The 26,903-nt window shown below is 72.2% G+C and carries 27 protein-coding genes; 14 read left to right on the top strand and 13 right to left on the bottom strand.

The genetic code is table 11. The features are described from left to right. Positions 1 to 25: 25 nt before the first annotated feature. Positions 26 to 1,591 (bottom strand): PucR family transcriptional regulator, encoded by a 1,566-nt coding sequence (locus IEZ01_RS24300; RefSeq protein WP_189203757.1) that lies wholly within the window; start codon positions 1,589 to 1,591, stop codon positions 26 to 28. A 173-nt stretch (positions 1,592 to 1,764) separates the two neighbouring features. Between IEZ01_RS24300 and IEZ01_RS24295 the strand changes: the two genes are divergently transcribed. The 3 genes from IEZ01_RS24295 to IEZ01_RS24285 all read left to right on the top strand — a co-directional run bounded on the left by IEZ01_RS24295 (position 1,765) and on the right by IEZ01_RS24285 (position 5,536). Then, positions 1,765 to 2,691 (top strand): proline dehydrogenase family protein, encoded by a 927-nt coding sequence (locus IEZ01_RS24295; protein ID WP_019889681.1) that lies wholly within the window; start codon positions 1,765 to 1,767, stop codon positions 2,689 to 2,691. A gap of 34 nt (positions 2,692 to 2,725) precedes the next feature. Beyond that, positions 2,726 to 4,357 (top strand): L-glutamate gamma-semialdehyde dehydrogenase, encoded by a 1,632-nt coding sequence (gene pruA, locus IEZ01_RS24290; RefSeq protein WP_189203756.1) that lies wholly within the window; start codon positions 2,726 to 2,728, stop codon positions 4,355 to 4,357. A gap of 117 nt (positions 4,358 to 4,474) precedes the next feature. Next, on the top strand, positions 4,475 to 5,536 hold the full coding sequence (locus tag IEZ01_RS24285; RefSeq protein WP_189203754.1) for a S1 family peptidase: 1,062 nt from the start codon (positions 4,475 to 4,477) through the stop codon (positions 5,534 to 5,536). Position 5,537: 1 nt separating this feature from the next. Here the strand turns inward: IEZ01_RS24285 and IEZ01_RS24280 are convergent, their stop codons facing one another. The 8 genes from IEZ01_RS24280 to IEZ01_RS24245 form a co-directional block, all read right to left on the bottom strand. Next, positions 5,538 to 6,059, bottom strand: a complete 522-nt coding sequence (locus tag IEZ01_RS24280) for a hypothetical protein (RefSeq protein WP_189203752.1) — start codon at positions 6,057 to 6,059, stop codon at positions 5,538 to 5,540. Beyond that, positions 6,056 to 7,498 (bottom strand): hypothetical protein, encoded by a 1,443-nt coding sequence (locus tag IEZ01_RS24275; protein ID WP_189203750.1) that lies wholly within the window; start codon positions 7,496 to 7,498, stop codon positions 6,056 to 6,058. Before IEZ01_RS24275 ends, IEZ01_RS24280 begins: the two co-directional genes overlap by 4 nt. A gap of 6 nt (positions 7,499 to 7,504) precedes the next feature. After that, the gene (locus IEZ01_RS24270) at positions 7,505 to 7,915 is read right to left on the bottom strand and encodes a hypothetical protein (protein ID WP_189203748.1); all 411 of its coding nucleotides are present in this window, start codon (positions 7,913 to 7,915) and stop codon (positions 7,505 to 7,507) included. 38 nt (positions 7,916 to 7,953) lie between these two features. Next, a complete protein-coding gene (locus tag IEZ01_RS24265) occupies positions 7,954 to 8,841 on the bottom strand; it encodes an alpha/beta fold hydrolase (protein WP_028798015.1) in 888 nt (295 codons plus the stop codon). 93 nt (positions 8,842 to 8,934) lie between these two features. After that, entirely contained in the window at positions 8,935 to 9,639 is a 705-nt protein-coding gene (locus IEZ01_RS24260) for a nitroreductase family protein (protein ID WP_189203746.1), read from the bottom strand. 101 nt (positions 9,640 to 9,740) lie between these two features. Then, positions 9,741 to 10,892, bottom strand: coding sequence for a lysophospholipid acyltransferase family protein (locus IEZ01_RS24255; protein ID WP_189203787.1), 1,152 nt, complete (start codon positions 10,890 to 10,892; stop codon positions 9,741 to 9,743). A 176-nt stretch (positions 10,893 to 11,068) separates the two neighbouring features. Further along, on the bottom strand, positions 11,069 to 11,905 hold the full coding sequence (locus tag IEZ01_RS24250; RefSeq protein WP_028798017.1) for a phosphatidate cytidylyltransferase: 837 nt from the start codon (positions 11,903 to 11,905) through the stop codon (positions 11,069 to 11,071). Further along, a complete protein-coding gene (locus IEZ01_RS24245) occupies positions 11,902 to 12,474 on the bottom strand; it encodes a CDP-alcohol phosphatidyltransferase family protein (protein ID WP_189203744.1) in 573 nt (190 codons plus the stop codon). Before IEZ01_RS24245 ends, IEZ01_RS24250 begins: the two co-directional genes overlap by 4 nt. A gap of 88 nt (positions 12,475 to 12,562) precedes the next feature. Between IEZ01_RS24245 and IEZ01_RS24240 the strand changes: the two genes are divergently transcribed. Beyond that, the gene (locus tag IEZ01_RS24240) at positions 12,563 to 13,105 is read left to right on the top strand and encodes a GNAT family N-acetyltransferase (protein WP_189203742.1); all 543 of its coding nucleotides are present in this window, start codon (positions 12,563 to 12,565) and stop codon (positions 13,103 to 13,105) included. Positions 13,106 to 13,143: 38 nt separating this feature from the next. Here the strand turns inward: IEZ01_RS24240 and IEZ01_RS24235 are convergent, their stop codons facing one another. The 3 genes from IEZ01_RS24235 to IEZ01_RS24225 form a co-directional block, all read right to left on the bottom strand. Continuing rightward, on the bottom strand, positions 13,144 to 13,893 hold the full coding sequence (locus tag IEZ01_RS24235; RefSeq protein ID WP_019889695.1) for a hypothetical protein: 750 nt from the start codon (positions 13,891 to 13,893) through the stop codon (positions 13,144 to 13,146). Then, positions 13,890 to 14,231, bottom strand: a complete 342-nt coding sequence (locus IEZ01_RS24230) for a PadR family transcriptional regulator (protein ID WP_019889696.1) — start codon at positions 14,229 to 14,231, stop codon at positions 13,890 to 13,892. Before IEZ01_RS24230 ends, IEZ01_RS24235 begins: the two co-directional genes overlap by 4 nt. 66 nt (positions 14,232 to 14,297) lie before the next feature. Further along, on the bottom strand, positions 14,298 to 15,299 hold the full coding sequence (locus IEZ01_RS24225) for an NADP-dependent oxidoreductase (protein ID WP_028798018.1): 1,002 nt from the start codon (positions 15,297 to 15,299) through the stop codon (positions 14,298 to 14,300). Positions 15,300 to 15,403: 104 nt separating this feature from the next. Between IEZ01_RS24225 and IEZ01_RS24220 the strand changes: the two genes are divergently transcribed. From IEZ01_RS24220 to IEZ01_RS24205, 5 genes are all read left to right on the top strand, one after another. After that, positions 15,404 to 16,300 carry a LysR family transcriptional regulator gene (locus IEZ01_RS24220; RefSeq protein WP_019889698.1) on the top strand — a complete coding sequence of 299 codons (897 nt, stop codon included), beginning with the start codon at positions 15,404 to 15,406 and terminating at the stop codon, positions 16,298 to 16,300. A 190-nt stretch (positions 16,301 to 16,490) separates the two neighbouring features. Continuing rightward, a complete protein-coding gene (locus IEZ01_RS35735) occupies positions 16,491 to 16,622 on the top strand; it encodes a hypothetical protein (protein WP_267907295.1) in 132 nt (43 codons plus the stop codon). Between the two features lie 104 nt (positions 16,623 to 16,726). Next, positions 16,727 to 17,767 (top strand): 3-isopropylmalate dehydrogenase, encoded by a 1,041-nt coding sequence (locus tag IEZ01_RS24215; protein WP_019889700.1) that lies wholly within the window; start codon positions 16,727 to 16,729, stop codon positions 17,765 to 17,767. Between the two features lie 248 nt (positions 17,768 to 18,015). After that, positions 18,016 to 19,104, top strand: coding sequence for a branched-chain amino acid aminotransferase (locus tag IEZ01_RS24210; protein WP_019889701.1), 1,089 nt, complete (start codon positions 18,016 to 18,018; stop codon positions 19,102 to 19,104). A 74-nt stretch (positions 19,105 to 19,178) separates the two neighbouring features. After that, the gene (locus tag IEZ01_RS24205; protein WP_028798019.1) at positions 19,179 to 19,730 is read left to right on the top strand and encodes a tetratricopeptide repeat protein; all 552 of its coding nucleotides are present in this window, start codon (positions 19,179 to 19,181) and stop codon (positions 19,728 to 19,730) included. Here IEZ01_RS24205 and IEZ01_RS24200 read toward each other — a convergent pair. Continuing rightward, entirely contained in the window at positions 19,700 to 21,103 is a 1,404-nt protein-coding gene (locus tag IEZ01_RS24200) for a cytosine permease (protein ID WP_019889703.1), read from the bottom strand. The two genes, IEZ01_RS24205 and IEZ01_RS24200, sit on opposite strands and share 31 nt — an antisense overlap. A gap of 164 nt (positions 21,104 to 21,267) precedes the next feature. Between IEZ01_RS24200 and ureA the strand changes: the two genes are divergently transcribed. From ureA to IEZ01_RS24175, 5 genes are all read left to right on the top strand, one after another. Next, positions 21,268 to 21,951: an urease subunit gamma gene (gene ureA / locus IEZ01_RS24195; RefSeq protein ID WP_189203740.1), complete on the top strand. Its 684-nt coding sequence runs from the start codon at positions 21,268 to 21,270 to the stop codon at positions 21,949 to 21,951. Beyond that, positions 21,951 to 23,633, top strand: a complete 1,683-nt coding sequence (locus IEZ01_RS24190) for an urease subunit alpha (protein ID WP_019889706.1) — start codon at positions 21,951 to 21,953, stop codon at positions 23,631 to 23,633. Before ureA ends, IEZ01_RS24190 begins: the two co-directional genes overlap by 1 nt. An 8-nt stretch (positions 23,634 to 23,641) precedes the next feature. Continuing rightward, the gene (locus tag IEZ01_RS24185) at positions 23,642 to 24,658 is read left to right on the top strand and encodes an agmatine deiminase family protein (RefSeq protein ID WP_019889707.1); all 1,017 of its coding nucleotides are present in this window, start codon (positions 23,642 to 23,644) and stop codon (positions 24,656 to 24,658) included. Positions 24,659 to 24,791: 133 nt separating this feature from the next. Further along, positions 24,792 to 25,352: a TetR/AcrR family transcriptional regulator gene (locus IEZ01_RS24180; protein WP_028798021.1), complete on the top strand. Its 561-nt coding sequence runs from the start codon at positions 24,792 to 24,794 to the stop codon at positions 25,350 to 25,352. Positions 25,353 to 25,426: 74 nt separating this feature from the next. Then, positions 25,427 to 26,749, top strand: coding sequence for an MFS transporter (locus IEZ01_RS24175; RefSeq protein WP_028798022.1), 1,323 nt, complete (start codon positions 25,427 to 25,429; stop codon positions 26,747 to 26,749). Positions 26,750 to 26,903 lie beyond the last annotated feature (154 nt).

The following is a 26,903-nucleotide window of genomic DNA, read 5'->3' as shown; positions in this document are numbered from 1 at the left end:
ATCGATCTTATGAGCTGAGTGGGGGTCACAAACGGGCGGCCTTGAGGGTCATGTGCAGCAGCAGACGGTCCTCGCCCTGGTCGAGGTCGAGGCCGGTGAGCTGTTCGACCCGCGAGAGACGGTAGTAGAGGGTCTGGCGGTGGATGCCGAGGGCGGCCGCCGCGCGTCCCGCCTGGCCCGCGTGGTCGAGGAACACCTCGGCCGTACGGGCCAGTTCCGTGTGCGCGGGCGTGAGCAGGGGGCCGACGGCCGGGTCGTCCGGGCCCGGGGGCAGCGCGGTGAGCAGACGGTACGGGCCGATGCCGGACCACTCGGCGACGGGGCCGAGCCGGGGCTCGGCGAGCGCGGCCCGCGCGGCGGCGGCCGCCTCGCGCCAAGCCAGGTCGAGCGCGCCGAGCCCGTGCCGGGGCGTGGCGATGCCCGCCGCGCCGCCGGCCGTCTCCCGCAGCCGCCCGGCCGCGGTGACGGCGGGGGAGAGGACGTCGGCGGACCGCAGCCGGATCAGCGCGGCCAGCGCGTGCCCGCCGCCCCCGGCCCCTCGGCCCGCCTCGCGCCCGGCGTCGGCGGCCGCCCCGCCGGAAGCCCAGGACCCCGGCCGGTTTCCGCGCCCGGCGTCGGTGCCCGAGGTGGCCGGACCCCGGTTGCCGCGCCCGGCATCGGCGGCGCCCGAGCTTCGCGAGGCGCCTGTGCCGCCCCTTCCGGCGTCGGCAGCCGGCCGGGCCCCGGGTCGGCTTCCGCGTCCGGCTTCGCCTCCAGACCCTCCTGAGCCGCCCGAGCCCCAGGGACCCCGCAGACCGTCGGCAGCCGGCCGGGCTCCGGATCGGCTTCCGCGTCCGGCTTCGCCTCCCGAGCCTCCGGAGCCGCCCGAGCCCCCCGGGCCCCGGGGACCGCGCGGACCGTCGGTGGCCGGCCCGGGCGCGCCTGCGGGGGCGCCTGCGCTGCCGTTCTCGGACGCCGCCGGCCCGGGCCACGGCACCGTACACAGCGCCGCCGCGCCCGGCGCCGTACGTACCGAGGGAGGGTCCTCGTCCGGCCAGGGGGCCACGCACACCAGCGCGTGCAGCCCGTCCGCGCCGGGACCGAGTGCCGTGCGCAGGGCGGCCAGCGCCATGTCGTACTGCCAGCCACGCTCGGCCGTCAGTGCCGCCCGCAGCTCACGGGAGAGCTCCGCGCCGGCCTGTTCCTCCTCCGCGAGCAGCCCGCCGATCCGGGCGGCGACCTCCATCGCCGCGTCGAGACGGCCGGGTGCGGGCCCCGGCTCGGCGTCGAGCAGCCACACGTAGCCGAGGGCCACGCCCCGATGGCGTACGGGCAGGCAGATGCGGCCCCGGAAGACGCCCGCGTCCGGGGCGGCGGGGATGCGGACGGGGCCGGTGGCACGGGTGATGCCGAACCCCTCGAACCAGGCGCGGACGGCGGGCGTCGACTTTCTGGTGAGGATCGACCGGGTGCGGACGGGGTCCATCGCGAGGTCGTCGTCGCTGTCGTGGGCGCCGAAGGCGATGAGTCCGAAGTCCCGGTTCTCCAGCGTGGCCGGGGCGCCGAGGAGCGCCGAGATCTCGTCCACCAGCTCTTGGTAATCGCCCTTCACGCGGTCATTCTCGCACCCCTTCAGACAGATGTCTGAGATCTCGGCCACGGATGCGTGACAGCTGTCGATGGCCGAGGATCGGAGCGATCCTTAGGTTTCACGGTGGTTCTCCGTGCTGTTTCCGGATTGTTCGGATTCGGCCCCCTTCAACCCCTGTTCCGTGGAGGTGCCCCGTGCTGGGTCCCGTGATCCTCGCCGCGTCCCGCAGCGAAAAGATGCGCCGTTTCGTGTCGGCCGCCCCTGGGACCAAGCAGGTCGTCGACCGGTTCATCGCCGGTGAGACCGTCGATCAGGTCGTCCCGATCGTGATCGAGACCGTCGGCAAGGGCCTCGAGGTCACCCTGGACGTCGTGGGCGAGGACATCACCACGCGCGAGCAGGCCTACGCCGCGCGCGACGCCTACCTGGAGCTCATCGAGCGTCTGAAGGACCTGGACTACGGCCCCAAGGCCGAGATGTCCGTGAAGCTGTCCATGTTCGGCCAAGCGCTGGAGGGCGGCCACGAGCTGGCGCTCGCCAACGTCCGCCCGGTCGTCGAGGCCGCCGCCGCGATCGGCACCACGGTCACCCTGGACGCGGAGGACCACACCACCCTCGACTCGATGTTCGCCATCCACGAGGAGCTGCGGAAGGACTTCCCGCAGACCGGCTGCGTCATCCAGGCCTACCTCTTCCGTACCGAGGACGACGCCCGCCGTCTCGCCGCCAACGGCAGCCGCGTGCGGATCGTGAAGGGCGCCTACAAGGAGCCCGCCGAGGTCGCCATCCAGGACAAGACCGAGATCGACAAGGCGTACGTCCGGATCCTGAAGATCCTGATGGAGGGCGATGGCTACCCGATGATCGGGTCCCACGACCCCCGCCTGATCTCCATCACCCAGGAGCTGGCCCGCCGCGCCGGGCGCAAGCTGGACGAGTACGAGTTCCAGATGCTCTACGGCATCCGCAGCGACGAGCACGTCCGCCTGGCCGCCGAGGGCCACCGCATGCGGGTCTACACGGCCTACGGCACCGACTGGTACGGCTACTTCATGCGCCGCCTGGCGGAGAAGCCGGCCAATCTCCTCTTCTTCGCCCGCTCCATCCTCACCAAGGGCTGAGCTCCCCCCGACCCCCTAAGGAGACACAGACCTCATGGACGCTGTGACCAAGGTCCCCGCCCCGGTCAACGAGCCGGTCCACGGCTACGCCCCCGGTTCCCCGGAGCGCGCCCGACTGGAGGCCAAGCTCAAGGAGCTGGCCGAGAACCCCCGCGACCTCCCGATGACGATCAACGGCGTCAAGCGCATGGGCGGCGGCGAGCGGTTCGACGTCGTACAGCCGCACAACCACAAGGCCGTCATCGGCACCTTCGCCGCCGCCACGGAAGCGGACGCGCAGGACGCCATCGACGCCGCCCTGGCCGCGGCCCCGGCGTGGCGCGCCATGTCCTTCGACGACCGCGCCGCGATCATCCTGCGCGCCGCGGAGCTGCTGGCCGGCCCCTGGCGCGAGACGCTGGCCGCCTCCACCATGCTCGGCCAGTCGAAGACCGCCCAGCAGGCCGAGATCGACACCCCGTGCGAGCTCGTCGACTTCTGGCGCTTCAACGTCGCCTACGCCCGTGACCTGCTCGCCGAGCAGCCGCCGGCCAACTCCCCGGGTGTCTGGAACCGTCTGGACCACCGCCCGCTGGAGGGCTTCGTCTACGCGATCACGCCGTTCAACTTCACGGCCATCGCGGGCAACCTGCCCACCGCCCCGGCCCTGATGGGCAACGTGGTGGTCTGGAAGCCGTCCCCGACCCAGACCCACGCCGCCGTGCTGCTCATGGAGCTGCTGGAGGAGGCCGGTCTGCCGAAGGGTGTCATCAACCTGGTGACCGGTGACGGCATCGCCGTCTCCGAGGTGGCCCTGAACCACCGCGACCTGGCCGGTATCCACTTCACCGGTTCGACCAAGACCTTCCAGCACCTGTGGAAGACGGTCGGCAACAACATCGAGAAGTACCGCTCCTACCCGCGCATCGTCGGTGAGACGGGCGGCAAGGACTTCGTCGTCGCCCACCCGAGCGCCGACCGCGCGGTGCTGAAGACCGCGCTGACCCGCGGCTCCTTCGAGTTCCAGGGCCAGAAGTGCTCCGCCTCCTCGCGTGCGTACGTCCCGGCCTCCATCTGGAACTCGGGCTTCAAGGAGGAGTTCGCGGCCGAGGTCGACGGGCTGGCGATGGGTGACGTCACCGACCTGTCGAACTTCATGGGCGCCGTCATCGACGAGCGGGCGTTCGCCAAGAACAAGGCGGCGATCGACCGGGCCAAGGCCGACGACAGCTGCACGATCATCGCCGGCGGCACCTACGACGACTCGGTCGGCTACTTCGTCCGCCCGACGGTCGTCGAGTGCACCGACCCGGCCAACGAGGTCTTCACGACCGAGTACTTCGGCCCGTTCCTCGCCGTGCACGTCTACGAGGACGACAAGTACGACGCGATGCTGGAGCAGATGGAGTCGGTCTCCGACTACGCGCTGACCGGCGCCGTGATCGCCAACGACCGCGCCGCGGCCGCGTACACGATGGAGAAGCTCCGCTTCGCCGCGGGCAACTTCTACATCAACGACAAGTCGACCGGCGCCGTCGTCGGCCAGCAGCCGTTCGGTGGTGGCCGCGCCTCCGGTACGAACGACAAGGCGGGCGCGCCGCAGAACCTGATGCGCTGGACGCTGACCCGCGCCATCAAGGAGACGCTGGTGCCGCCGACGGACTACACGTACCCGCACATGGGCTGACGCGTCCGTCGCCGCTGAACCCCGCCCCCGTCCTGGACCCCCAACCCAGGACGGGGGCGGTTCCATGTCCGGAACGCAGTCTTGTGGTCAAGTAATGTCCATGTCAATTTACTCGGCATGAGCCTTCACAGACCGCGCACGCGCCTAGCCCTGGCCGCCTCGGCCCTGCTCGCCGCCGGTTCGCTCGGCGTCGGCGCCGCCCCCGCCTCGGCCACCCCCACCCCCACCCCCGACCCCACCCAGGTCTTCGCCGTCGACTCGGCCGTCGAGCGGAGCCTCGGCGCCCAGTCCGCCGGCACCTACGTCGACGCCGCCACCGGCAAGCTCGTCGCCACCGTCACCACCGACACCGCGGCCGAACGGGCCCGGGCCGCCGGAGCCACGCCCCAGCGCGTCACACGCGGCGCGGCGCAGCTCGCGGCCGCCGTCGCCGCCCTGGAGTTCGGCGCGAAGATACCCGGCACCTCCTGGGGTCTGGACCCGCGCACCAACCAGATCGCCGTGGAGGCCGACCGGTCCGTCTCGGCGCGGGACATGGCCCGGCTGCGGGCCGTCGCCGCCGACCAGGGCGGTGCGATCCGCATCAGCCGCGTCGCCGGCGTCTTCCAGCGCGAGGTCGCCGGCGGCGACGCCATCTACGGCGGCGGCTCGCGCTGCTCGGCCGCCTTCAACGTCTCCAAGGGCACCACGCGCTACTTCGTGACCGCCGGACACTGCACCAACATCGCCAGCAGCTGGTCGGCGAGCTCGGGCGGGGCCCAGATCGGGGTCCGTCACGGAAGCAGCTTCCCCACCAACGACTACGGCATCGTCCGCTACACCAACGGCTCGGCGCCGGCCGGCAACGTCAACCTCCACAACGGCAGCTACCAGGACATCGCCTCCGCCGCCGACGCGGTCGTGGGCCAGGCCCTGAAGAAGTCCGGCTCCACGACCAAGGTCACCAGCGGCAAGGTCACCGCGGTGAACGTGACCGTCAACTACAGCGACGGCCCCGTCTACGGCATGGTCCGCACAACCGCCTGCTCGGCCGGCGGCGACAGCGGCGGCGCCCACTTCGCGGGCTCGGTCGCCCTCGGCATCCACTCGGGCAGCTCGGGCTGCACGGGCACGAACGGCTCCGCGATCCACCAGCCGGTGAAGGAGGCGCTGGCGGCGTACGGGGTCAACGTGTACTGACTCACCAGGCGGTGAGATAGACCCTCGTCCGGTCTCCGTCCAGTGCCTGGAGAGAGATCTCGATCCACTGGACGGAGGCACGGCGCTCGTCCGTCTCGCAGGCCGGACAGACCCCGGCCCAGCGCACCCCCTTCAGGGTCTCCGGCTCGGGCAGCCCGAGATGGGCGAAGTCCGGGCTGTCCTGGGCCCCCGGACTCCTGGCCGGCCGCACCCGAAGCGGCGCCCGCGCCTCGAACTGCCGCCCGAGCTCCTCCGCCGCCTTGCGGGTGGTGACGAACGACAGCAGCCGGATCTCGTCCTGCGGAACCAGCTTCACGGCCCCCTTCACCTCGGTGGCCCCCGCAGGAACGTCGACCTCCATGAACGCGGCGGCCTCGGCCGCCCCCGCTTTCTCGTCCCACTTCCAGTCGCGCCCCTCGACGGGCGCGTCCGATGCCGCGGAGCAGGCGACGCTGCCGCCGAGCAGGGCGCAAGCGAGGAGGATGGCGGAGGCGGCCCGACGCGCGCGGGCGGAGCGGATCATCGGTTCTCCTCCCGCCCACGCTCGGGATCCTTGCGCGTGCCGTCGCGCCCCGGGTCGACCTCGGGCACTGAAGCGGGGCCCGGAGGCTCGGTGAGATCCTGGTGGCGCACGGAGCTGGAGCCTCGCATGTCGTACTCCTGCGCCAGGCCGGTCTTGTGAAGCCGGGCCATGTCCTCGTCCGGGATGTGCCAGGGCCCGATGTCGATGCCTTTGCCCTTGTCCCAGTTGTAGCGGTCCCAGACGTTGACCTGGTAGTCGAGGGAGACCTTGGGCTTGCCGTCGGCTCCGGGCGTCACGGACACCACTCCGGAGACGCTCTGCTGGTGGCCGTTGATGGCGTGGTACCACTCCGTTCCGGGCTGCAGCTGCTGTCCGGTCGCCTTGCTCTCCACCGGGATCGCCACGGGCTTGCCGCCTGATTTCTCGTAGGCGTCCAGGGCCTGCTGGCGCCAGGCGGCCTGGTTGAGATCCAAATGATTGGTGGTGATGGAGGCGCCGAGCTGCGGCTCGTCGTGCAGGAACCGGTCCACGTCCACGGTCAGCGGCTTTCCCGAGGCGCTCAGGTAGTGGGACATATTGCGGCTGGCGCCGTTCTGCCCCATGAGGTCGCCGCCGCCCTCCAAGAGCTTGGCCTGGCTGAGGATCCAGTAGTCACGGGCCGTGGGCTCCTCCACCCCGAACGCGCCGGCGCCCGGGTCCGGTGAGGACCACTTGTAGTGGTACGGATTGAGGATTCCCGCCTTCCGCAGCTCCTCGCCCCGCTCCTCCAGCAGGATCCCGCGTGTCACCGGATCCAGTTTGCTCCACCACTCCGCGACCTTCGTGGGGTCCTTCGGCATGTTCTCCGCCGCGGCGGCCTCCTTCAGGGAGGAGTACGGGCGGCTGCCATTGAAGCCGCCGAACGTGCCGTCCCGCCAGTTGGTGTCCGTCACCGCGTCGACCAGGGCGAGCTTCACGCCCTGATCCGCCTCGTCGAACGCGTCCACCGCCTGCTGGATCTTCCGGGTCCAGGCACGCTCGACCTCCGGGAGGTCCGGGTCGTGCCGGATGGCGCGCGCGTCCTGCGCGTCGACCTTGGAGACGTCGAAAGAGGCGACCCCACCCTCGCTCACCTTCATCCCGGCCGCCTCGGCCTCGGCGACCGCCGCCTTCACCTTGCCCCTGAGCTCGCTGAAGAGCTTGTCCGCCTCTCTCAGCAGCATGGCCACGGCCCGCGCCTGGATCTGGGCGCTGTTGTACTCGTTGCGCGTGACGGCGAAGTTCGGTCCGGCAACCTGCTGGGCCTGGCCGAGCCACACCCCGCTGGTCGTCGTCGACTGCACCTTCTTCTCGTACGTCGTCTCCAGCGTCTCGAACTTGTCCGCCATGGCTTCCCAGGCGGTGGCCGCGGCGGTCAGCTTGGCGAAGTCGGTGGTCAGGACCTCGTGGTACGTGAGCACGGCGCGTTACTCCTTGGGGCCGGGTGCCAGCGGAGCAAATCCGTCTCGTGTCTTCAACTCCTGTGCCTGGAAGGCGAATCCGGAGCCGCTGAGCGCGGCCTTCTCGCCCGCGAGGCGGCCGAGGAGCATCTTCACCTGGCCGGCCCAGGTGTCCTCGACGGTCTTGAGCGCGGACGCCGTCTGCCAGCCCGCGAGCGCCGTCTTCGCCGCTGTCGTCGTCGCATCGGCGTGGTCGCCCGCGGTCCGGGTTTCCGGTTCCAGGATGTCCTGGATGACCTTGGCCGCGGCCTTCTTCTCGGTCGGCGCGGTCTTCAGGTCCGGCCGGTCCGTGCCGCCCCCTCCGCCACCGTCGAGCTGGTTGAGCCTCATGCCCGTCGAATCGGTCTTGATCTTCGACCACTCGTCGTCGAACGCCATATCCGCCCCCCGTTGAGACATGCGCGATTCCGTTCACCCTATACAGCGCGTCCGACAGTCCGGCCGAGGAAGTCGTCCATGAGCGCGGCGATCGCCGGGGCGTGGGTCTCCAGGGCGAAGTGGCCGGTGGGCAGCAGGTGGATCTCCGCGGCCGGGAGGTCTCGGCGGAACGCCTGCGCGCCCGCCGGTACGAACACCTCGTCGCCCTCGCCCCAGACGGCGAGCAGCGGGACCTGGCTCCGGCGGAAGTACTCGTGGAAGGCGGGGTAGAGCGCGAAGTTGGAGCCGTAGTCCGCGATCAGGTCGAGCTGGATGCCGTCCTGGCCGTCACGGGTCATCAGGGCGGCGTCGTGGTGCCAGGCGTCCGGGTTCAGCAGGGAGCGGTAGCGGGGCGGGACGCCGGTTTCGTACTGCCGGCGGATGCCCTCCAAGGAGCGGATCGCACGGACCGGCTCCTCCGTGCGCGGTGTGCGCTCGGCGATCAGGGCCCGGACCGGCGCCCAGGCCTCGGTGCCGAGGCCCTCGTCGTAGGCGTTGCCGTTCTGGGTGACGATCGCGGTGATGCGTTCGGGGTGGGCGAGTGCGAGGCGCAGGCCGATCGGGGCGCCGTAGTCCTGGATGTAGAGGGCGAACCGGTCGAGGCCCAGCCGCTCGGTGAACTCGCCGGTGAGGGCGGCCAGTTCGGCGAAGGTGTAGGGGAACTCCTTGGCCGAGGGGGCCGCGGAGTGGCCGAAGCCCAGGTGGTCGGGGGCGATGACGCGGTAGCGGCCGGCGAGGCGGGGGATCAGGTCGCGGAACATGTACGAGCTCGTGGGGAAGCCGTGCAGCAGAAGCAGCACCGGCGCGTCCGCGGCCCCGGCCTCCCGGTAGAAGATCTCGTGGCCGCGGACGGCGACGGTGCGGTGGTGGATCGCCTGTACGGCCATCATCTCTAACCCCTTATGTGTGCATGACTGGTTAAGGCGGCGCGGCCTCAGTCAACCGTCGCCGTACGTAACCTGTCAATGCGTCTTAAGGGGTTAGATTTCGACGAGTACCTGATCCAAGGACTTCCGTACGAGGTCGGGCACCTCGCAGTCGTCCGCCGGATACCCCACCGGAATCACCGCGAACGCCTTCTCGTTCTCCGGCCGCCCCAGCACCTGCGACAGGAAGCGCATCGGACTCGGTGTGTGCACCAGCCCCGCGAGCCCCGACAGATGCAGCGCCGAGAGCAGCATCCCGACGGCTATCCCGACCGACTCGTCCACGTAGTAGTGCTTGCGCCTGCTGCCGTCCTCGCCGAGCCAGTAGCGCTGCTGGAAGACCACAATCAGGGCCGGTGCGTCGGTCAGGTGCGTCTTCACGGCGTCCGTGCCGAGCGGCCGCAGCGCCGCCAGCCACTCCTCGCCGAGCCGCCCGTCGTAACTGATCTCCTCCTCCCGCTCCGCCGCCTCCCGGATCGCGCGCCGTACCTCGGGGTTCTTCACCAGTACGAAGGTCCACGGCTGCTGGTGGGCTCCGGACGGGGCCGTCGCCGCGCAGGCGATCGCGTCGCGCACCACCTGGTCCGGGACCGGGTCGGGGGAGAACTGCCGTACCGTACGCCGCTCCCGCATCCGCGCACACAGCTCCGCCGCCCGCGCGAGGGATTCCTCCGCGGGCATCCGCTCGGGGCGGTAGGGGACGGGCCGGTAGGGATCGCCATGGGTGGGCGTCCAACGCTCTTCGGTGATGGGTGACATGGCACGAGTCTGCGGAGCCGCCGCCCCCTGGGGCGAGGGCTTCGCACCGAGGCGGCCGAAAACGGCGCGGCGGCGCGAAGCCGGCGGCCGGCCCCCGCGGGTCAGCGCCAGCCCGCGACGATCAGCGAAAGCCCCAGCGTGAACCCGCCGCCCAGCAGCACCAGATACACCCCGTAGAACCGCCGGTACCTCCGCATCAGCAGCCCGAACGCGCCGAACGCCAGCCCCACCGAGACCGTACGCGCCCCCCGCGCCCGGGACGCCTCGGCCAGCCACTGCGCCGTCCCGGTCCCGGACCGGCCGGCCTCCGCCCCGTACACCTTGAACGGAATGCCGTTCCACGGCTGGTGGCGTACGGCCGCCGCACCCTCCGCCGACAGCTCGGCGCGGACCTCCGCGCGCATCCTGTCGGTCGTGAGCGGCGCCGGCAGATGCAGGCCGCCGGCGGCCAGATGGAGGGCGAGGAGCCCCCCGACCACGCTGCCCGCCAGCGCCGAAAGCGACAGCGTGAGCGCCCGGCGCGGCGCCGCGACACAGGCGATCCCGAGCAGCAGCTCCGGCATCAGCGGCCAGCTCAGCGCCTCGGCGAAGGCCCAGGCGAAGGCGAGCGGCGGCCCCAGCCGGGAGCTAGCCACGGCCGCCACCCGGCGGCGCGCGGCCGAGTCCCGCAGCGTCTCCGCACGGGTACGGGCGTGCAGGGCCGCGACCGCGTCGCGCGCCTCCTGCGGGGTGGCCGTCGGCGGCAGCGGCTCGCCGATCCGCACCCGGACCACGGCCGAACGCAGCCGGCCGTGCTTGGGCAGCAGCCGGTCCGTACCCGCGATGCCGACCGGTACGACGGGGACGCCCGCCCGCTCGGCGAGGACCAGCGCGCCCCGGTGGAAGGAACCGACCTCGCCGTCCGGGCGCCGGGTGCCCTCGGGGAAGAGGACGACCGCGCGGCCGGCGCGCAGCGCGTCGACGTGGGCGAGCAGGTCGCCCATGCCACCGCCGGTACGCCGCACCGGGAACCCGGCCGCCAGGCGCCGGCAGATCCGGCGCCGCCAGGGCGAGGCGAACCAGTAGTCGGCGGCCGCGCCGATCGCCGGCGCGTGCCGGGCGTCGAGGGCGGCGAGCAGCGCGGCGGTGTCGGCGTGCGAGGAATGGTTGGCGACCACGACACACCCGGTCCGGGGCAGCCGCCCCCGCCGCTCCACCCCACCGGTCAACGTCAGCACCACCCACCACAGGGCACGGCGCAGCGCCGCGCACAGGTACGACCGCCGCGCGCCGGCGCCGACCGGAGCCGTAACGCCGCCGCCTCGCGCGCCGTCCACAGGGTCGCCGCCTACGGCGGCCTGTCGGTCCAGGGCTCCAGCGCCGTCCGATGTCGCGCCCAAGCCCCGCGCGCCGCCGCCGTCCGCAGCCGCGCCCCCACCCCGCGTGCCGTTCACAGGATCACCGCCAGCAGCAGCGCCGGCAGCAGCGAGTCGATCCGGTCCAGCAGGCCGCCGAAGCCCGGCAGCCAGCTGCCCGCGTCCTTCACCCCGGCCTCCCGCTTCACCATCGATTCGAGCAGGTCACCCAGCACCCCGCCGGTCAGCACCGCCGCCCACAGGCCCGGTGTGAACGCGCCGACGGCCAGCAGGGCCAGGGCGGTCGCCGCCGACGCGCCCGCCACGCCGGCCCAGGTCTTGTTCGGGGAGTGCGGGGAGAGCGGACGGGCCAGCGGGCCCCGGCGGCCGAGCAGGGTCCCGCCGCACCAGGCGCCGACGTCGCCGAGCGCCACCGCGAGGCCCACCGCCACCGCCGTGTCGCCGAGCAGGACCAGACCCGTCAGCGGCACCACGATCCACAGCACGCCGAACGACGTCCTGGCCGCGCGGGTGAACCCGCCCGCCGTGTCGCCGGACAGCAGCGGCGGCAGCGCAGCCGCCACCAGCAGCAGGCCCGCCGCCCGTACGTCCAGCAGATCCGGCGCCAGCCAGGCCAGCGCGGGAAGCCCGCACCCGGCGGCTACGAGGAGCGCGTGGTCGGCCGGGCGCAGGCCCGCCATCCGTACGTACTCGCCCACCGCGATCACTCCGAGCGCCGCGGCCAGCGCGAACGCCCCGCCGCCGCCCAGGTGCAGCGCGCCGAGGAAGACCGGCGCGGCCAGCGCCCAGGTCCGCCAGCGCCTGCGCAGCTCGTCCCGCATCCGGACCCGGGCCGGCAGCGCCGCCACCGCGACCCCGCCCGCGCCGAGCGCCCCCGCCACCAGCGGCAGCGCCGCCCCCACCCCGCTCATGCCAGCTCCCGCCAGATCCGGGCGAGCCGCACCAGCGCGGTGAGCGCCGAGCCGGCCGCGATGACGGCCAGGACCGGGACGGCCCAGCCGGTGGCCGCCGCCACGACGACGAGCAGGCAGCGCTCGGTCTTGCCGACCGGTCCGCCGTTGAGGCGCGGCGCACCGGCCGCCGCGCCCGCGAGCGACACCCACGACGGCAGGGTCGCGGCGAGCGCGGCGACGGCCACCAGCCACAGCGGGGCGAGCGCGAGGAAACCGGCCAGGACGGCCAGATCGGCGGCCCGGTCGCCCAGTTCGTTGAGGACCGCGCCCCGCCGGGTCGTACGGCCGGTGTCCCGGGCCAGGGCCCCGTCGAGTTTGGCGAAGCCGAGCCGGGCCGCCAGCAGCGCGGCCACCGGCAGGGCGGCGGGCGGCGCCGGGACGTACGCGAGGACGGCGGCCGCCGCCGCGGCGCACAGCACACCGGCCGCGGTGAGGGTGTCGGGAGACACCTCGCGGCGGGCGAGCGCGGTACGGACACCGGCGAGCCGGTCCGCGTACCAGGGCTTGAGAGCGTAGAGGCCGTTCATACGCCCCACTCTCGGCCGCCGGCCGATTCCTCACCACGCCCCGGATACTCAACTGCGGCTGAGTACCTGAACTGTGAGAGTGGCGCACATGACCGACCGACTGAGCACCGCCCACACCTATCTGCTGTCCGCCCCCGCCCTCACTCGCCTCCGCGCCTTCCTGGACGAGGCCTTCGACGGGGACTTCGCCGACGAGGACTTCGAGCACGGCCTCGGCGGCATCCACGCCTGGATCGAGGACGGGCGGGGGATCGCCGCGCACGGCAGCGTGGTCATGCGGCGGGTGCGGCACGCCGGACACGCGTACCGGACCGGCTATGTGGAGGCGGTCGCCGTACGCGCCGACCGCCGCAGGCAGGGCCTGGGCGGTCGGGTGATGGTGGAGCTGGAGAAGGTGATCGCCGGGGCGTACGACCTCGGCGCGCTGTCCGCGTCGGACGAGGGCGCCTCGCTGTACGCCGCGCGGGGCTGGCGGTTGTGGCGCGGGCGGATCGAGGCGATGGGCCCCGAGGGCGTCGTCCACCTGCCGGACGAGGAGGACTCCACCTTTCTGCTGCCCGGGGGCCGCCCGCTGCCGGAACCGGCCGCGGGGCCGCTGCAGTTCGACTGGCGCGACGGCGACCTTCTCTAGCGGGCCGGGATCGTTCCTCAGAGGGTCGGGGTCGTTCCTCAGCGGGCCTTGGCGGTCGTCTTCCCGTCGTCGGTGCCTTTGACGAGGTCCCGCTTGGTGCCGTACGCGGCCGCCGCCGCACCGCTGGTCGCGATGAGCGCGGCGACGTACGAGGGCATGTGGAGGGCGCCGATCAGATACGCCGTGCCGAGGAAGACCAGCAGGGTGGCCCAGGCGGCCAGCATCCAGCGGCCGCGGGTGCTGAGGTACAGCCACCCCTTGGGCTTCGCCGGGAGGGTGGCGAGCTCCGCCGCCGGGCCCTCGCTGGCGGCCTTGGGGCGCTTGAAGTAGGCGTAGAGCACCCACTCGCCGCACATCTCCCAGCCCTCGGGCTCCAGTTCGGCGAGGACGCGGGCGCGGCGGCGGCCGGAGATGAGCTCGCGGCGGTACTCCCAGCGCATCGCCGATCCCGGCACCCGGCGGCAGACGAACCGGCCCAGTGTGTCGAGGCGTTCGACCTCCCAGCCCTCGTCGCCGTGGACGGCGAGCAGGTGCCGGTCGCTGTAGATGTCGGCGGTCCAGGTCCAGGTCTCCGCCTCGGCGACCGGCGCCCCGGCGGCCGGGGCCGTGCCGCCCAGCTGCGCCGCGAACACCGCCGCCGGACCGAACTCCTCCTCCGGCGCCGTGCCCGTCTCGGCCAGGTGGCCAGTCAGTTCGGCGACGGTGGAGGCTATCTGGGCCTCGGCGACGCCGGCGGTGCGCAGCGCGGTGGACAGCTCGTCGAAGTAGGTGGTCGGGTCGGTGTTCATCGTGTCGTTCCCCCGGTGTGCAGCATGGTCTTTACGGCGGTGTGGAAGTCCAGCCAGGCGTCGGTCTCGGTGGCGAGGTGGCGCCGCCCCGCCTCGGTGAGGTGGTAGTAGCGGCGGCCCGGCCCGCGCTCGGCGACCCGGAACTCGCCCACGGCGAGCCCGGCTTCCTCCAGCCGGTTCAGGACGGGGTAGAGCGTTCCGCCCTTGATCTCGCCGAGGCCGGCCTCGGCGAGCGCCTTGGAGATCTCGTATCCGTAGCTCTCCCCCTCGGTGAGACAGGAGAGAACGAGGAGATCGAGGACGCCTTTGAGCCAACTGGATCTGCGGTCTGCGGCCATGCCTGTATTCCACCACTAGCTAGATAGGATTGCAACCTAGCTGGCCCAGCTACTTGAATCGGGAAGCTAGCTGGGTCGGGCCACCAGCATCTTCCCGGTGTTCTCCCCGCGCAGCATCCCGAGGAAGGCCGCCACGATGTGCTCGAACCCCGTCACCACGGTCTCGTCGAGCGGGAGCCGCCCGTCGCGGATGTGCGGCACGGCGAAGTCCTCCAACTCCTCCTGGGCGTCACGGTGGTTGCGCACCAGGAAGCCTTCGAGCCGGATGCTCTTGTCGACCATGGTGAAGAGGTTGCGGGGCGCGGGCGGCGGGGTGTCGAGCGAGTGGTACTGCGCGACCGCGCCGACCCAGGCGATCCGTCCGTGCTCCCGCGCCGCGCCGATCGCGGCCTCCAGATGGTCGCCGCCCACCCCGTCGAGAACCACGTCCACCCCGTCCGGGGCGGCCTTGGCGAGCAGCTCGCCCACCGGTCCGTCGTGGTAGTCGAACGCCGCGTCGAAGCCGACCCGTTCGACGAGATGGGCGACCTTGCGGGCCGAGCCCGCGCTGCCGACCATCCGCCCGGCGCCCAGCAGCCGCGCGAACCGGCCGGCGGCCGTGCCCACCCCGCCCGCCGCCGCCGAGATGAACAGGTCCTCGCCCGGCTGGAGTTTCGCGATGCGGGTGAGGCCGACGTACGCCGACAGGCCCGTACCGCCGAGGACGCTCAGATAGGCGGAGAGCGGCACGCCCGGGTGCTCGGTCAGCCGCCGGGAGGCGGCGGCGGTCACCAGGGAGTGGGTGCGCCACCCCTCGCGGTGCAGGACCAGATCGCCCTCCCGCAGGCCCGGATCGCGTGAGGCGACGACCCGGCCGAGGGTGCGGCCCTCCAGCGGGGCGTGGAGGGCGAAGTCACCGTCCATCATTTCGCGGTGGTACGGATCCACCGACCAGTAGAGGTTCTCCACCAGCGCGGTGCCGGGCCCGGGGGAGGGGACCGGCGCCTCGACGAAGGTGAAGTTTCCGGCGGTCGGGAAGCCGTTGGGGCGGGCGGTCTGGTGCACGGTGAGCGAGGTCTGCTTCGTCATGATCACGACCGTAGGCAGGGCGGCGCCGACCGGACAGTAGGCTGCGTCGATGGAACCGTCCCAGCCATGAATGTTCCTCATACTCCGAGGTGAGAGTCGCGCCCATGACTGATCTCGCACCCCATGAACTGCGCGTCCTGGTCGCCGTCGCGCACGGGCGGAGCTTCTCCGCCGCCGCGGCCGCCCTCGGAATGACCCAGTCCGCCGTCTCGCACTCCGTACGCGGCAGCGAGCGCAAGCTCGGCGCCGTGCTCTTCGACCGGGACCGCAGGGGCGCCCGGCCCACCGCGGCCGGCGAGCGGGCCGTCGCCCACGCCCGGCGCGTCCTGCGGCTCTTGGAGGTGATGCGCGCCGAGGTCCGGGGCGCCGAGCGGGGCGCGGCCGCCGGGGCGCTGCGGATCGCCGCCTTCCGCAGCGCGGCGCTGCACCTGCTGCCGGGCGCGCTGGAGCGGCTGGCCGCGCGCCACCCCGAGATCGTGCCGGAGGTGCGGATCGTACGGGAGGTGGGGCCCGGGACCGCCGGGGAAGTCCTCGACGGCCGGGCGGACGTGGGGATCGCGACGATCGGGACCACCTCGCCCGTACCGCCGCAGCTGATCGGCGGCGTGCTGCTGGAGGAGGGGTACGCGCTGGTGCACCCGGCCGGGCATCCCTCGCCCCGGACGCTGCCGCTGGTCGACTGGGACGAGAACTGCACCTCCTATACGCGCGAGTGGTGGCAGCGGCAGGAGTGGCTGCCGTCGGCGACCGTCCGCACCGAGGACGACGGAGCGGTGCTCTCGTTGGTGAGCAGGGGTTTCGGTATGGCCGTAATGCCCGAGCTGTCCCTGATCGGAGCACCCGACGGAATCGAGATCACTGATCTCGGCCCGGCGCGCCCGTCCCGGTCCGTGGGCTATGTCACCACCCCTGAGCAGGCGAAATCGATCGCCGTACGGGCGCTGATCCGGGAACTGAGAGTGCCGGCCGCCACGCGGAGTGAAGGAAGCCGTCTCAGATAGTAGGAAGCCCAAGTAATTGTGCAGACAGACAGCCCCGGCTCCCTTAGCTTTGTAGAAGCCGAACGTCTCGCTCCATCAGCGAATGGCGGTCGAGAGCGCCGTGCCCCTCGCGCAGGCAACCCCTGCGGGCCCGCTCCCCGCCCCTTCCGGCGCCTTCGATCATTCGCCTGATCTCAAGGAGTCGATCATCATGGCCGCTGAGACCCTCCGTCGCGTCCGCCACTCCGTCGCCCGTCCGAGCGACGACGCCCGCAAGAACGCCGCCGCCGCCCTGCAGCGCGCCCTCGACCGCAGGGACAACGGCGGCGCCACCGGCCACTAGGCCGAGCGCTCCACCACCGATCGCCGTACCCGGCCGTGCACTCACCTCGTCCGCATGGTGGACAGGCGTGTGTCAACGGCTGGGACGGGGAGTAGGGTGCCGACATGTCTCGCAGCATCAATCTCGCAGTGATCCCCGGTGACGGCATCGGCCAGGAGGTCGTGGCCCAGGGCCTCAAGGTCCTTACGGCCGTCCTTCCGCAGGACGTGAAGCTGGAGACCAAGGAGTACGACCTCGGCGCCCGGCGCTGGCACCGCACCGGAGAGACCCTCCCCGACGCGGAGCTCGACTCCCTCAAGAACCACGACGCCATCCTGCTCGGCGCGATCGGCGACCCGTCCGTGCCCTCCGGCGTTCTGGAGCGGGGCCTGCTCCTCAAGCTCCGCTTCGCCTTCGACCACTACGTGAACCTGCGTCCGTCGAAGCTCTTCCCCAACACCGCCACCCCGCTGGCCGGCCGCCCCGAGATCGACTTCGTCGTCGTCCGCGAGGGCACCGAGGGCCCGTACACCGGCAACGGCGGCTCGCTGCGCACCGGCACGCCCGCCGAGGTCGCCACCGAGGTGAGCCTCAACACCGCGTACGGCGTCGAGCGCGTCGTCCGCGATGCGTACGAGCGGGCCAACGCCCGCCCCCGCAAGAAGCTGACGCTGGTCCACAAGAACAACGTCCTCGTCCACGCCGGCCACATGTGGAAGAAGATCTTCGACACGGTGGGCCAGGAGTACCCCGAGGTCACCACCGACTACCTGCACGTCGACGCCGCGACGATCTTCTTCGTCACCCAGCCCGAGCGTTTCGACGTCATCGTCACCGACAACCTCTTCGGTGACATCCTGACCGACCTCGCCGCCGCCGTGACCGGCGGAATCGGCCTGGCCGCGTCGGCCAACATCAACCCGGACCGGACCTTCCCGTCCATGTTCGAGCCCGTCCACGGCTCCGCGCCCGACATCGCGGGCCAGGGCAAGGCCGACCCGACGGCGACGATCCTGTCCGTCGCGCTCCTCCTGCGCCACCTCGGCTTCGACGCCGAGGCCGCCCGCATCGAGGACGCCGTCGCCGCCGACCTCGCGGCCCGGGACGGCTCCGCGCGGACGACCGACGAGATCGGCGACGCGCTCGCCGTACGAGTAGCCGGCTAGCCCGCCGACTGACGCGCCTTCCACGTGAGGCACACAAGCCGCCGGGTCGCATCCGCACCCGGCGGCTTCACCATTGCGGTCGCGGGGTGCCACCATCAACCCTGGACCGCGAACACTCCGCTTCACCCCACCGGCCCACGCGGGCGATAATCGAACGTGGGGCCGCGGCATGCGGGAAAGCTCGGACGTCCTAGCAGCAGCGGCGTGAGCGCGGTCCGACACACACAAACGGTGAAGGACACGCACTCATGACGACGCCCACGATCGAGCTCAAGCCCTCCTCCAGCCCGCTGTCCGACGCGGAGCGCGAGGCGGTCCTGGCGAACCCCGGATTCGGCCGCCACTTCACCGACCACATGGTGACAATCAAGTGGACCGAGGGCCGCGGCTGGCACGACGGTCAGCTGGTGCCGTACGGTCCGCTCTCCCTCGACCCGGCCACCACCGTCCTGCACTACGCCCAGGAGATCTTCGAGGGCCTGAAGGCCTACCGCCGCCCCGACGGCTCGGTCGTCACCTTCCGCCCGGAGGCCAACGCCCGCCGCTTCCAGTCCTCCGCCCGCCGGCTCGCCATGCCCGAGCTGCCGGTCGAGACCTTCCTCGAGGCCTGCGACCGCCTCGTCCAGCAGGACAAGGACTGGGTCCCCGCACACGGCGGCGAGTCCTCGCTCTACCTGCGCCCCTTCATGATCGCCACCGAGGTCGGACTCGGCGTGAAGCCCGCCAACGAATACCTCTTCGTGGTCATCGCCTCCCCCGCCGGCGCCTACTTCCCCGGTGGCGTCAAGCCGGTCTCCATCTGGGTCTCCGAGGACCGCGTCCGCGCCGTCCCCGGCGGCATGGGCGACGCCAAGACCGGCGGCAACTACGCCGCCTCCCTGCTCGCCCAGGCCGAGGCCGCCGCCAAGGGCTGCGACCAGGTCGCCTACCTCGACGCCGTCGAGCACAAGTGGGTCGAGGAACTGGGCGGCATGAACCTCTACTTCGTGTACGAGGACCGGATCGTCACCCCCGAGCTCACCGGCTCGCTGCTCGCCGGCGTCACCCGTGACTCGCTCCTCACCCTCGCCAAGGACCTCGGCTACGCCTCCGAGGAGGGGCGGATCTCCATCGACCAGTGGCGCGCCGACACCGAGAACGGCACGCTCAAGGAGGTCTTCGCCTGTGGCACGGCCGCGGTGATCACCCCCGTCGGCACGGTCAAGTGCGCCTCCGGCGAGTGGCAGCAGTCCGGCGGCGAGCCGGGCGAGGTCACCCGCAAGCTGCGCCAGGCCCTGCTCGACATCCAGACGGGCAAGGCCGAGGACGTCCACGGCTGGACCCACGAGCTGGCGTAGCCGGCACCACGACGGCCGTGCCTCTTCGCGAGAGGCGCGGCCCGTTGTCGTACCCGTGTTCCACAATGGGCGCCATGACGACGGACGAGCGGGACCGACAGCTGGCCGAGGCAGTGGCGCTGCGTGAGCGCGGGGAGCGTGAGGAGGCCCGCGGGAGGCTGCTCGCGCTCGCCGGGCGGTGGCCCGAAGACCGGGAGATCGCCTACCAGACCGCCTGGGCGCACGACGTGCTCGGCCTGGAGGCGGAGGCGGTGCCGTTCTACGAGCGGGCGCTGGCCGGGGACGGGCCGGGCAACGGCGCCGGGCCGGGCGCGCTGTCCGGAGCCGGGCCGGGCACGCTGTCCGACGAGGACCGGGCCGGGGCGATGCTCGGCCTCGGCAGCACGTACCGCGTGCTCGGGCGGTACGAGGACGCCGAGCGGCTGCTGCGCCGGGCGGTGGAGCTGTTCCCGGACCACGGCGGGCTGCGGACCTTCCTCGCCATGGCCCTGCACAACACCGGCCGTCACGAGGAGTCGATACGGCTCCTGCTGGAGCTGCTCGCCGCCACCAGCGACGACCCGACCGTCGCGGAGCTGCGGCCGGCCATCGCCTTCTACGCCAAGGACCTCTCGGCCACGGCGTAGGCGCGCGGGGTGAGCGCCGCGTACAGCGCGCCGCCGACCACGCCGGAGAGGATGAAACTGCAGTCGATCCCGCCGGTCAGGGCGAGCAGCGGGCCCTCGTACAGCGGGGTGGAGACCGACGCCAGGCCGACCGCGGCGCCCAGCGCCCAGGCGGCCGCGGCGCGCGGGTGCCAGCCGGCCTGGAACCAGTAGACGCCGCCGCGGGCGCGGCGGTTGTAGACCTGGAGGGCCTCCGGCTCGTACTCGCCGCCGCAGCGGGCGTGCCCGATCAGGGTGATCACCGCCCAGGGGGTGCCGACCGCCGTGAGCAGCAGGACGAAGGAGGTCATCGCCGACTGCGCGTCCCAGGCGAAGTGGCCGAGGAAGACGAAGGCGGTCGCCACGACGGCCACCGCGAGCGTGGCCCGGGCCCGGGTGGCGCGAGGCAGGATGGCGTCCAGGTCGAGGCCCATCGAGTAGAGCATCAGACCGGCGTTGCCGATCGAGCCGGCGGTCGCGGCGAGCAGCAGCGGCACGAGGTACCAGACGGGGGAGGCGTCGACCAGCGGCCCGGCGTAGTCCAGCGAGCCGCGCGCGGCCAGCGCCGTGAAGGTGCCGAAGAGCTGGGGTACGAGCAGACCGGCGGCGAGGCCCAGGCAGGTGGCCCGCCAGACGGCCTTGGAGCTGTGCCGCCGCGGGGAGATGTAGCGGGTGTAGTCGCCGAGCAGGGTGATGAAGGCGATCGGGCCGCTGAGCCCGGCGGCGACCGCGGAGAGCACCCAGGTCGGCCAGAAGGAGCCGAGCAGGTAGGGCGTGTCGGGCACGGCGGCGGTGGTGAAGTCGCCCGCGTAGGCGAAGATCCCGAGCGCGAGCAGCACGGTCATGCCGAGGGCGAGGGCCTTGCTGAGCTTGAGCAGCAGCCGGTAGCCGTACACCGCGGCGACGACGGTACAGCCCGCGAGCAGGGTGTAGACGAGGGTGTGCGAGAGCCCGCCGGTGGGCAGGCCGATCAGCCGGGCCAGGGTGCCCACCATCACGTCCCCGCCGATCCACAGCGTGAGCGCGGTGTAGCCGAGGGAGAGCAGGAGCCCCACGACCGAGCCGACGAGGCGCCCGCGTACGCCGAAGAAGGCACCGCTGGAGGTGGACAGGTTGGTGCCCGTCCGCAGCGAGATCAGCGCCAGCGGCGCGGTCACCAGGACGCCGACGGCCGTCCCCGCGAGGATCGAGGTCACCGCCGGCCACAGGCCGAGCCCGAAGGAGACCGGGAGCCACCCGAAGACGATGACGCCCAGGCAGAGGTTGGATCCCAGCAGGATCGCGATCAGGTCGCGAGGGCCGCTGGTGCGTTCCGCGTCCGGGATGGTGTCGACTCCGCGCTGTTCTATCGGCATGGGGGCTCTCTCCCTGCTCTCCGGCCTCGTCGAGGGTCGGCATTTCGAGCGTCGCTCAATAATTAGAGTGACGCTCAATGTGAACTACCACAAGCCCCCGAGTCAATGCTTTGAGCGCGCTGAATCTCCGGTTAGAGTGTTGCTCAAACAGGAGGTGTGGTGACGTGCGACTGACCCCCACGGAGCGCGACCGGCTGCTGCTCTTCGGCGCGGCCGAACTGGCCAGGGCCCGCCGGGCCCGGGGCCTGAAGCTCAATGTCCCCGAGGCGACCGCCCTGATCGCGGACACCGTCTGCGAGGCGGCCCGCGACGGCAGACGGCTCGCCGAGGCGATCGAGGCGGCCCGCGGCGTCCTCGGCCCCGACGACGTCCTGCCGGGCGTCGCCGACGTGGTCACCGAGGTCCATGTCGAGGCCGTCTTCGAGGACGGATCGCGGCTCGCCGTGGTCTCCCAGCCCCTGGGGGCCGGATCGGGCGCGGACGCGCCGGGAGCGCTGCTGCCCGCGCCGCCGCACGCCGAGCAGGAACCGGCGGTCACGGTGAGCGTGCGCAACACCGCCACCGTCCCGGTCGGCGTCACCTCGCACTTCCACTTCTTCGAGGCCAACCCGCGCCTCGACTTCGACCGGGCCGCCGCCTACGGCATGCGTCTGTGCGTCCCCGCCGGGTCCTCCTTCCGCTTCGACCCGGGCGGCGAGGCCACCGTCGGACTCGTACCGATCGGCGGCGACCGGATCGCGATCGGTTTCGCCGGTCTCGTCGACGGCCCGCTGGACGCGCCCGGCGCGAAGGAAGAGGCGCTACGCAGGGCAGCGGCCTGCGGCTATCTGGGAGTGGAGGTCAGCTGATGGACCCGTACGAATACGCATCCGTCCACGGCCCGCGCGCAGGCGACCGGGTCGTCCTGGGCGACTCCGGGCTCGTCGTGCGCGTCGATTCCGACGCCCAGAAGCCGGGGGACGAGTTCCTCGCCGGCTTCGGCAAGACGGCCCGGGACGGACTGCACCTGAAGGCCGCCGCCGTGCGCGAGACCTGTGACGTGGTCATCAGCAACGTCCTCGTCATCGACGCCGTGCAGGGCATCCGCAAGGTGTCGATCGGCATCCGCGAAGGCCGGATCCACGCCATCGGCCGGGCCGGCAACCCCGACACCCTCGACGGCGTGGACGTCGTCGTCGGGACCGGCACGTCGATCGTCTCCGGCGAGGGCATGATCGCCACCGCCGGCGCCGTCGACACCCATGTCCATCTCCTCTCCCCGAGGATCATGGAGGCCTCGCTGGCGAGCGGCGTCACCACCGTCATCGGTCAGGAGTTCGGTCCGGTGTGGGGCGTCGGCGTCAACTCGCCCTGGGCGCTCAAGCACGCCTTCAGCGCCTTCGACGCCTGGCCCGTCAACATCGGCTTTCTCGGCCGCGGCTCGTCCTCCGACCCCGCCCCGCTCGTGGAGGCGCTCGCCGAGGGCGGCGCCTCCGGCTTCAAGGTCCACGAGGACATGGGCGCCCATACCCGCGCCCTGGACACCGCCCTGCGGGTCGCCGAGGAGCACGACGTCCAGGTCGCGCTGCACAGCGACGGCCTCAACGAATGCCTCTCCGTCGAGGACACCCTGCGGGTGCTGGACGGCCGGACCATCCACGCCTTCCACATCGAGGGCTGCGGCGGCGGACACGTCCCCAACGTGCTCAAGATGGCGGGCGTGCCGAACGTCATCGGCTCCTCCACCAACCCCACCCTCCCCTTCGGCCGGGACGCGGTCGCCGAGCACTACGGCATGATCGTCTCCGTCCACGACCTGAAGACGGACCTGCCCGGCGACGCCGCCATGGCTCGGGACCGGATCCGCGCCGGGACCATGGGCGCCGAAGACGTCCTGCACGACCTCGGCGCGATCGGCATCACCTCGTCGGACGCGCAGGGCATGGGAAGGGCCGGCGAGACCGTACGCCGGACCTTCGCCATGGCCGGCAAGATGAAGGCCGAGCTCGGCCCCATGACGGGCGACGGGGCGCACGACGACAACGCGCGCGTCCTGCGCTACATCGCCAAGCTGACCATCAACCCCGCCATCGCCCACGGCCTCGCGCACGAGATCGGCTCCATCGAGGTCGGCAAGATGGCCGACATCGTGCTGTGGAGCCCGCAGTACTTCGGCGCCAAGCCGCAGCTGGTCCTCAAGTCGGGCTTCCCGGCGTACGGCGTCGTCGGCGACCCCAACGCCGCCACCGACACCTGCGAACCGCTGGTCCTCGGACCGCAGTTCGGCGCGCACGGCGCCACCCCGGCGGAGATCTCCGTCGCGTTCGTCGCCCAGGCCGCCGTGGACCTCGGCTCCGACCGGCTGCCGACCCGCCGCCGCCGGGTCGCCGTCCGCGGCACCCGCGGCATCGGCCCCGGCAACCTCCTCCTCAACTCCCGTATCGGAGACGTCTCCGTCGACGGCCGGACCGGACTGGTCACCCTCGACGGCGACCCGATCCGCTCCGAACCGGCCGAGTCCATCTCCCTCAACCGCCTCTACTTCCTCTGAGGACTGACATGACCTTCCGTATGCCGCCCGAGTGGGCGCCGCACGAGCGCACGTGGATGGCCTGGCCCGGCCCCAACCCCACCTTCACCGACGACGAGGAGCTCGCCGAGGCCCGCGCGGCCTGGGCGGCCGTCGCCCGGGCGGTCCGCCGCTTCGAGCCGGTGACGGTGGTGCACGGCCCCGGCCAGGGCGACTCGGCGCGCGACCTGCTCGGCCCGGACATCGACCTCGTCGAGCGCGAGCTCGACGACGCCTGGATGCGGGACATCGGCCCCACCTTCGTCACCGATGGCAGCCAACTGGCCGCAGTGGACTGGGTGTTCAACGGCTGGGGCGGACAGGACTGGGCGCGCTGGGAGCACGACTCCAAGATCGCCCGCCATGTCGCCGACCTCGCGGGCGTGTCCGTGCTGAGCAGCCCGCTGGTCAACGAGGGCGGCGCCATCCACGTCGACGGCGAGGGCACGGTCCTGCTGACCGACACCGTCCAGCTCGGCGCCGGCCGTAACCCCGAGTGGACCCGCGCCCAGGTCGAGGCGGAGATCCACGCCAAGCTCGGCACCACCAAGGCGATCTGGCTCCCGCACGGCCTGGCCGGCGACTACGGGATGTACGGCACCCAGGGCCATGTCGACATCGTCGCCGCCTTCGCCCGCCCGGGCACGGTCGTGGTCCACAGCCAGCAGGACCCCGCCCACCCCGACCACGAGCGCTCCCGCCTCTACGTCAATCTCCTGCGCGGCCAGACCGATGCCCGGGGCCGGCGCCTGGAGGTCGTCGAGATCCCGGCCCCCACCGTCCTCAAGGACGAGGAGGGCGACTGGGTCGACTACTCGTACATCAACCACTACCTCTGCAACGGCGGCGTGGTGCTGTGCGGCTTCGGCGACCCGAACGACGAGATCGCGGCCGGCATCTTCCGCCGCCTCTTCCCGGACCGCACGGTGACCCTCGTCGACGCCCGCGCGATCTTCGCGGGCGGCGGCGGCATCCACTGCATCACCCAGCAGCAGCCGAAGGTCTGACCCGACCCCTCGCCGCGCACCGCGCGGCGGGGGACCGGCCGGCCGGCCCCGGCCGATCAGGTAAAACGTATGAGTGACCCCTAGCCACCCGCACAGCCCGCGCCGCCGCAACGCCGCCCCTCCCCGGGAGGAGCTGCTGGCAGCCGCCATGGACACCATCGCCGAGCGCGGGCTCGACGGGCTCACCATGGCCGGCCTCGGCCGCCAGGTCGGGATGAGCAGCGGGCACCTCCTCTACTACTTCCGCACCAAGGACGAACTGCTGCTGCAGACCCTGGAGTGGAGCGAGGCCCAGCTCGGGGCCGAGCGCAGCGCGCTGCTGTCGCGGCAGGCACCCGTACGCGAACGGCTCGCCGCCTACGTCGACCTGTACGTGCCCGACGGACCCCGCGACCCCCACTGGACGCTGTGGCTGGAGGTCTGGAACCGGTCCCAGAACGCCGACGCCGACGCCCGCGCCCGGCAGGCCGCCATCGAGGGGGCCTGGCACCGCGACCTGGTCGCGCTGCTCGCCGAGGGGCTCTCCCGCGGCGAGCTCCGGCCCGTCGACCCCGACCGGTACGCCGCCCGGCTGCGCGCCCTGCTCGACGGGTTCAGCGTGCACGTGGCAGTCGGGATACCGGGCACCGGACGCGAGCAAGTTCTCGCTCACGTACGGGAGTTCCTCCAGGACACACTCCTTCCGGGAACGTAACGTACGCAAGTACTCCCTATCGTTGCCCGCCACCGCCTTGTCCGCCCCCGGGCCCCTCCGGCACGGTTCGGATCATGGGACGAGAGCACTGGAAAAAGATCTGGGTCGGGTCGGCCGGCAACATGGTCGAGTGGTTCGACTGGTTCGTGTACGCGAGCTTCGCCACCTACTTCGCGGGAGCCTTCTTCCCTGAGGGCAACGACACCGCCAAGCTCATGAACACCGCCGGCATCTTCGCCGTCGGCTTCTTCATGCGCCCCGTCGGCGGCTGGCTCCTCGGCCGGGTCGGCGACCGCAAGGGCCGCAAGGCGGCCCTCACGCTCACCGTCACCCTCATGTCCGCCTCGGCCCTACTGATCGCCGTCGCCCCCACCTACTCCGTCGCCGGCTACGGCGGCGCCGCCGTCCTGCTGATCGCCCGGCTGCTCCAGGGGCTCTCGGTCGGCGGCGAGTACGCCGCCAGCGCCACGTACCTCACCGAGGCCTCCGCCCCGCAGCACCGCGGCTTCGCCTCCAGCTTCCAGTACGTGTCGATGACCGCCGGCCAGATCCTCGGCCTCGGCCTGCAGATCGTGCTCCAGCGCACGATGTCCAGCGAGGCCCTGCACAGCTGGGGCTGGCGCATCCCCTTCATCATCGGCGCGCTCGGCGCCGCGGTCGTCTTCTACCTGCGCCGCAACATGCTGGAGACGGACGTCTACGAGGACTCCGCCGACGACACCCCGGCCAAGGACAAGGGCACCATCAAGGCGCTGTGGGCGCACAAGCGTGAGGCGTTCCTCGTCATCGCCCTGACCATGGGCGGCACCGTCGCGTACTACACGTACACGACCTACCTCACGAAGTACCTGTCCAACTCCGCGGGCCTGCCCAAGCAGACCGCCACCCTGGTCTCCTTCTGCGCCCTGATCGTCTTCGCCTGTCTGCAGCCGCTCGCCGGCAAGCTCTCCGACCGCATCGGCCGCCGCCCGCTGCTGATCACCTTCGCGCTCGGCTCGACCTTCCTGACCGTGCCGATCATGACGCTGCTGCGGCACGCGGGCTCCTTCTGGCCCGCCCTCGGCCTCTCGCTGCTCGCCCTCGTCGTGATCACCGGCTACACCTCGATCAACGCGTGCGTGAAGGCCGAGCTCTTCCCCACCGGCATCCGGGCCCTCGGCGTCGCCCTGCCCTACGCCATCGCCAACGCGCTCTTCGGCGGCACCGCCGAGTACGTGGCGCTCTGGTTCAAGGACTCGGGCGTCGAGTCCGGCTTCTACTGGTACGTCGCCGGCTGCGCCGCGGTCTCCCTGGTGGTGTACCTGACGATGCGCGAGACCCGCGACATCGACCTCGGCCGCGTCGGCAGGGCCCCGCGGGCGCCCGAGCCGGAGCCGGCCAGGACCCCGGCCGTGTAGGCCGTCCATGACCGGTGGCGACGGCGGCGCGCGGGAGCGCCTCCGTCGCCACCCACTTCCCAACCGGTCCCTCGGCCGGGTGCCCGCCATGTGAGACCCGTGTCCCGCGGACGGCGCCCGTGTGGGAGACTGCGGAGGTGCTTGCTACCACCAT

This window comes from Streptomyces purpureus (assembly GCF_014648195.1).
In the GTDB taxonomy this organism is placed as follows: Bacteria; Actinomycetota; Actinomycetes; order Streptomycetales; family Streptomycetaceae; genus Streptomyces; species Streptomyces purpureus.
The sequence above is the reverse complement of the archived record's forward strand: the minus strand, read 5'-3'. Positions and strand labels throughout refer to the sequence as shown.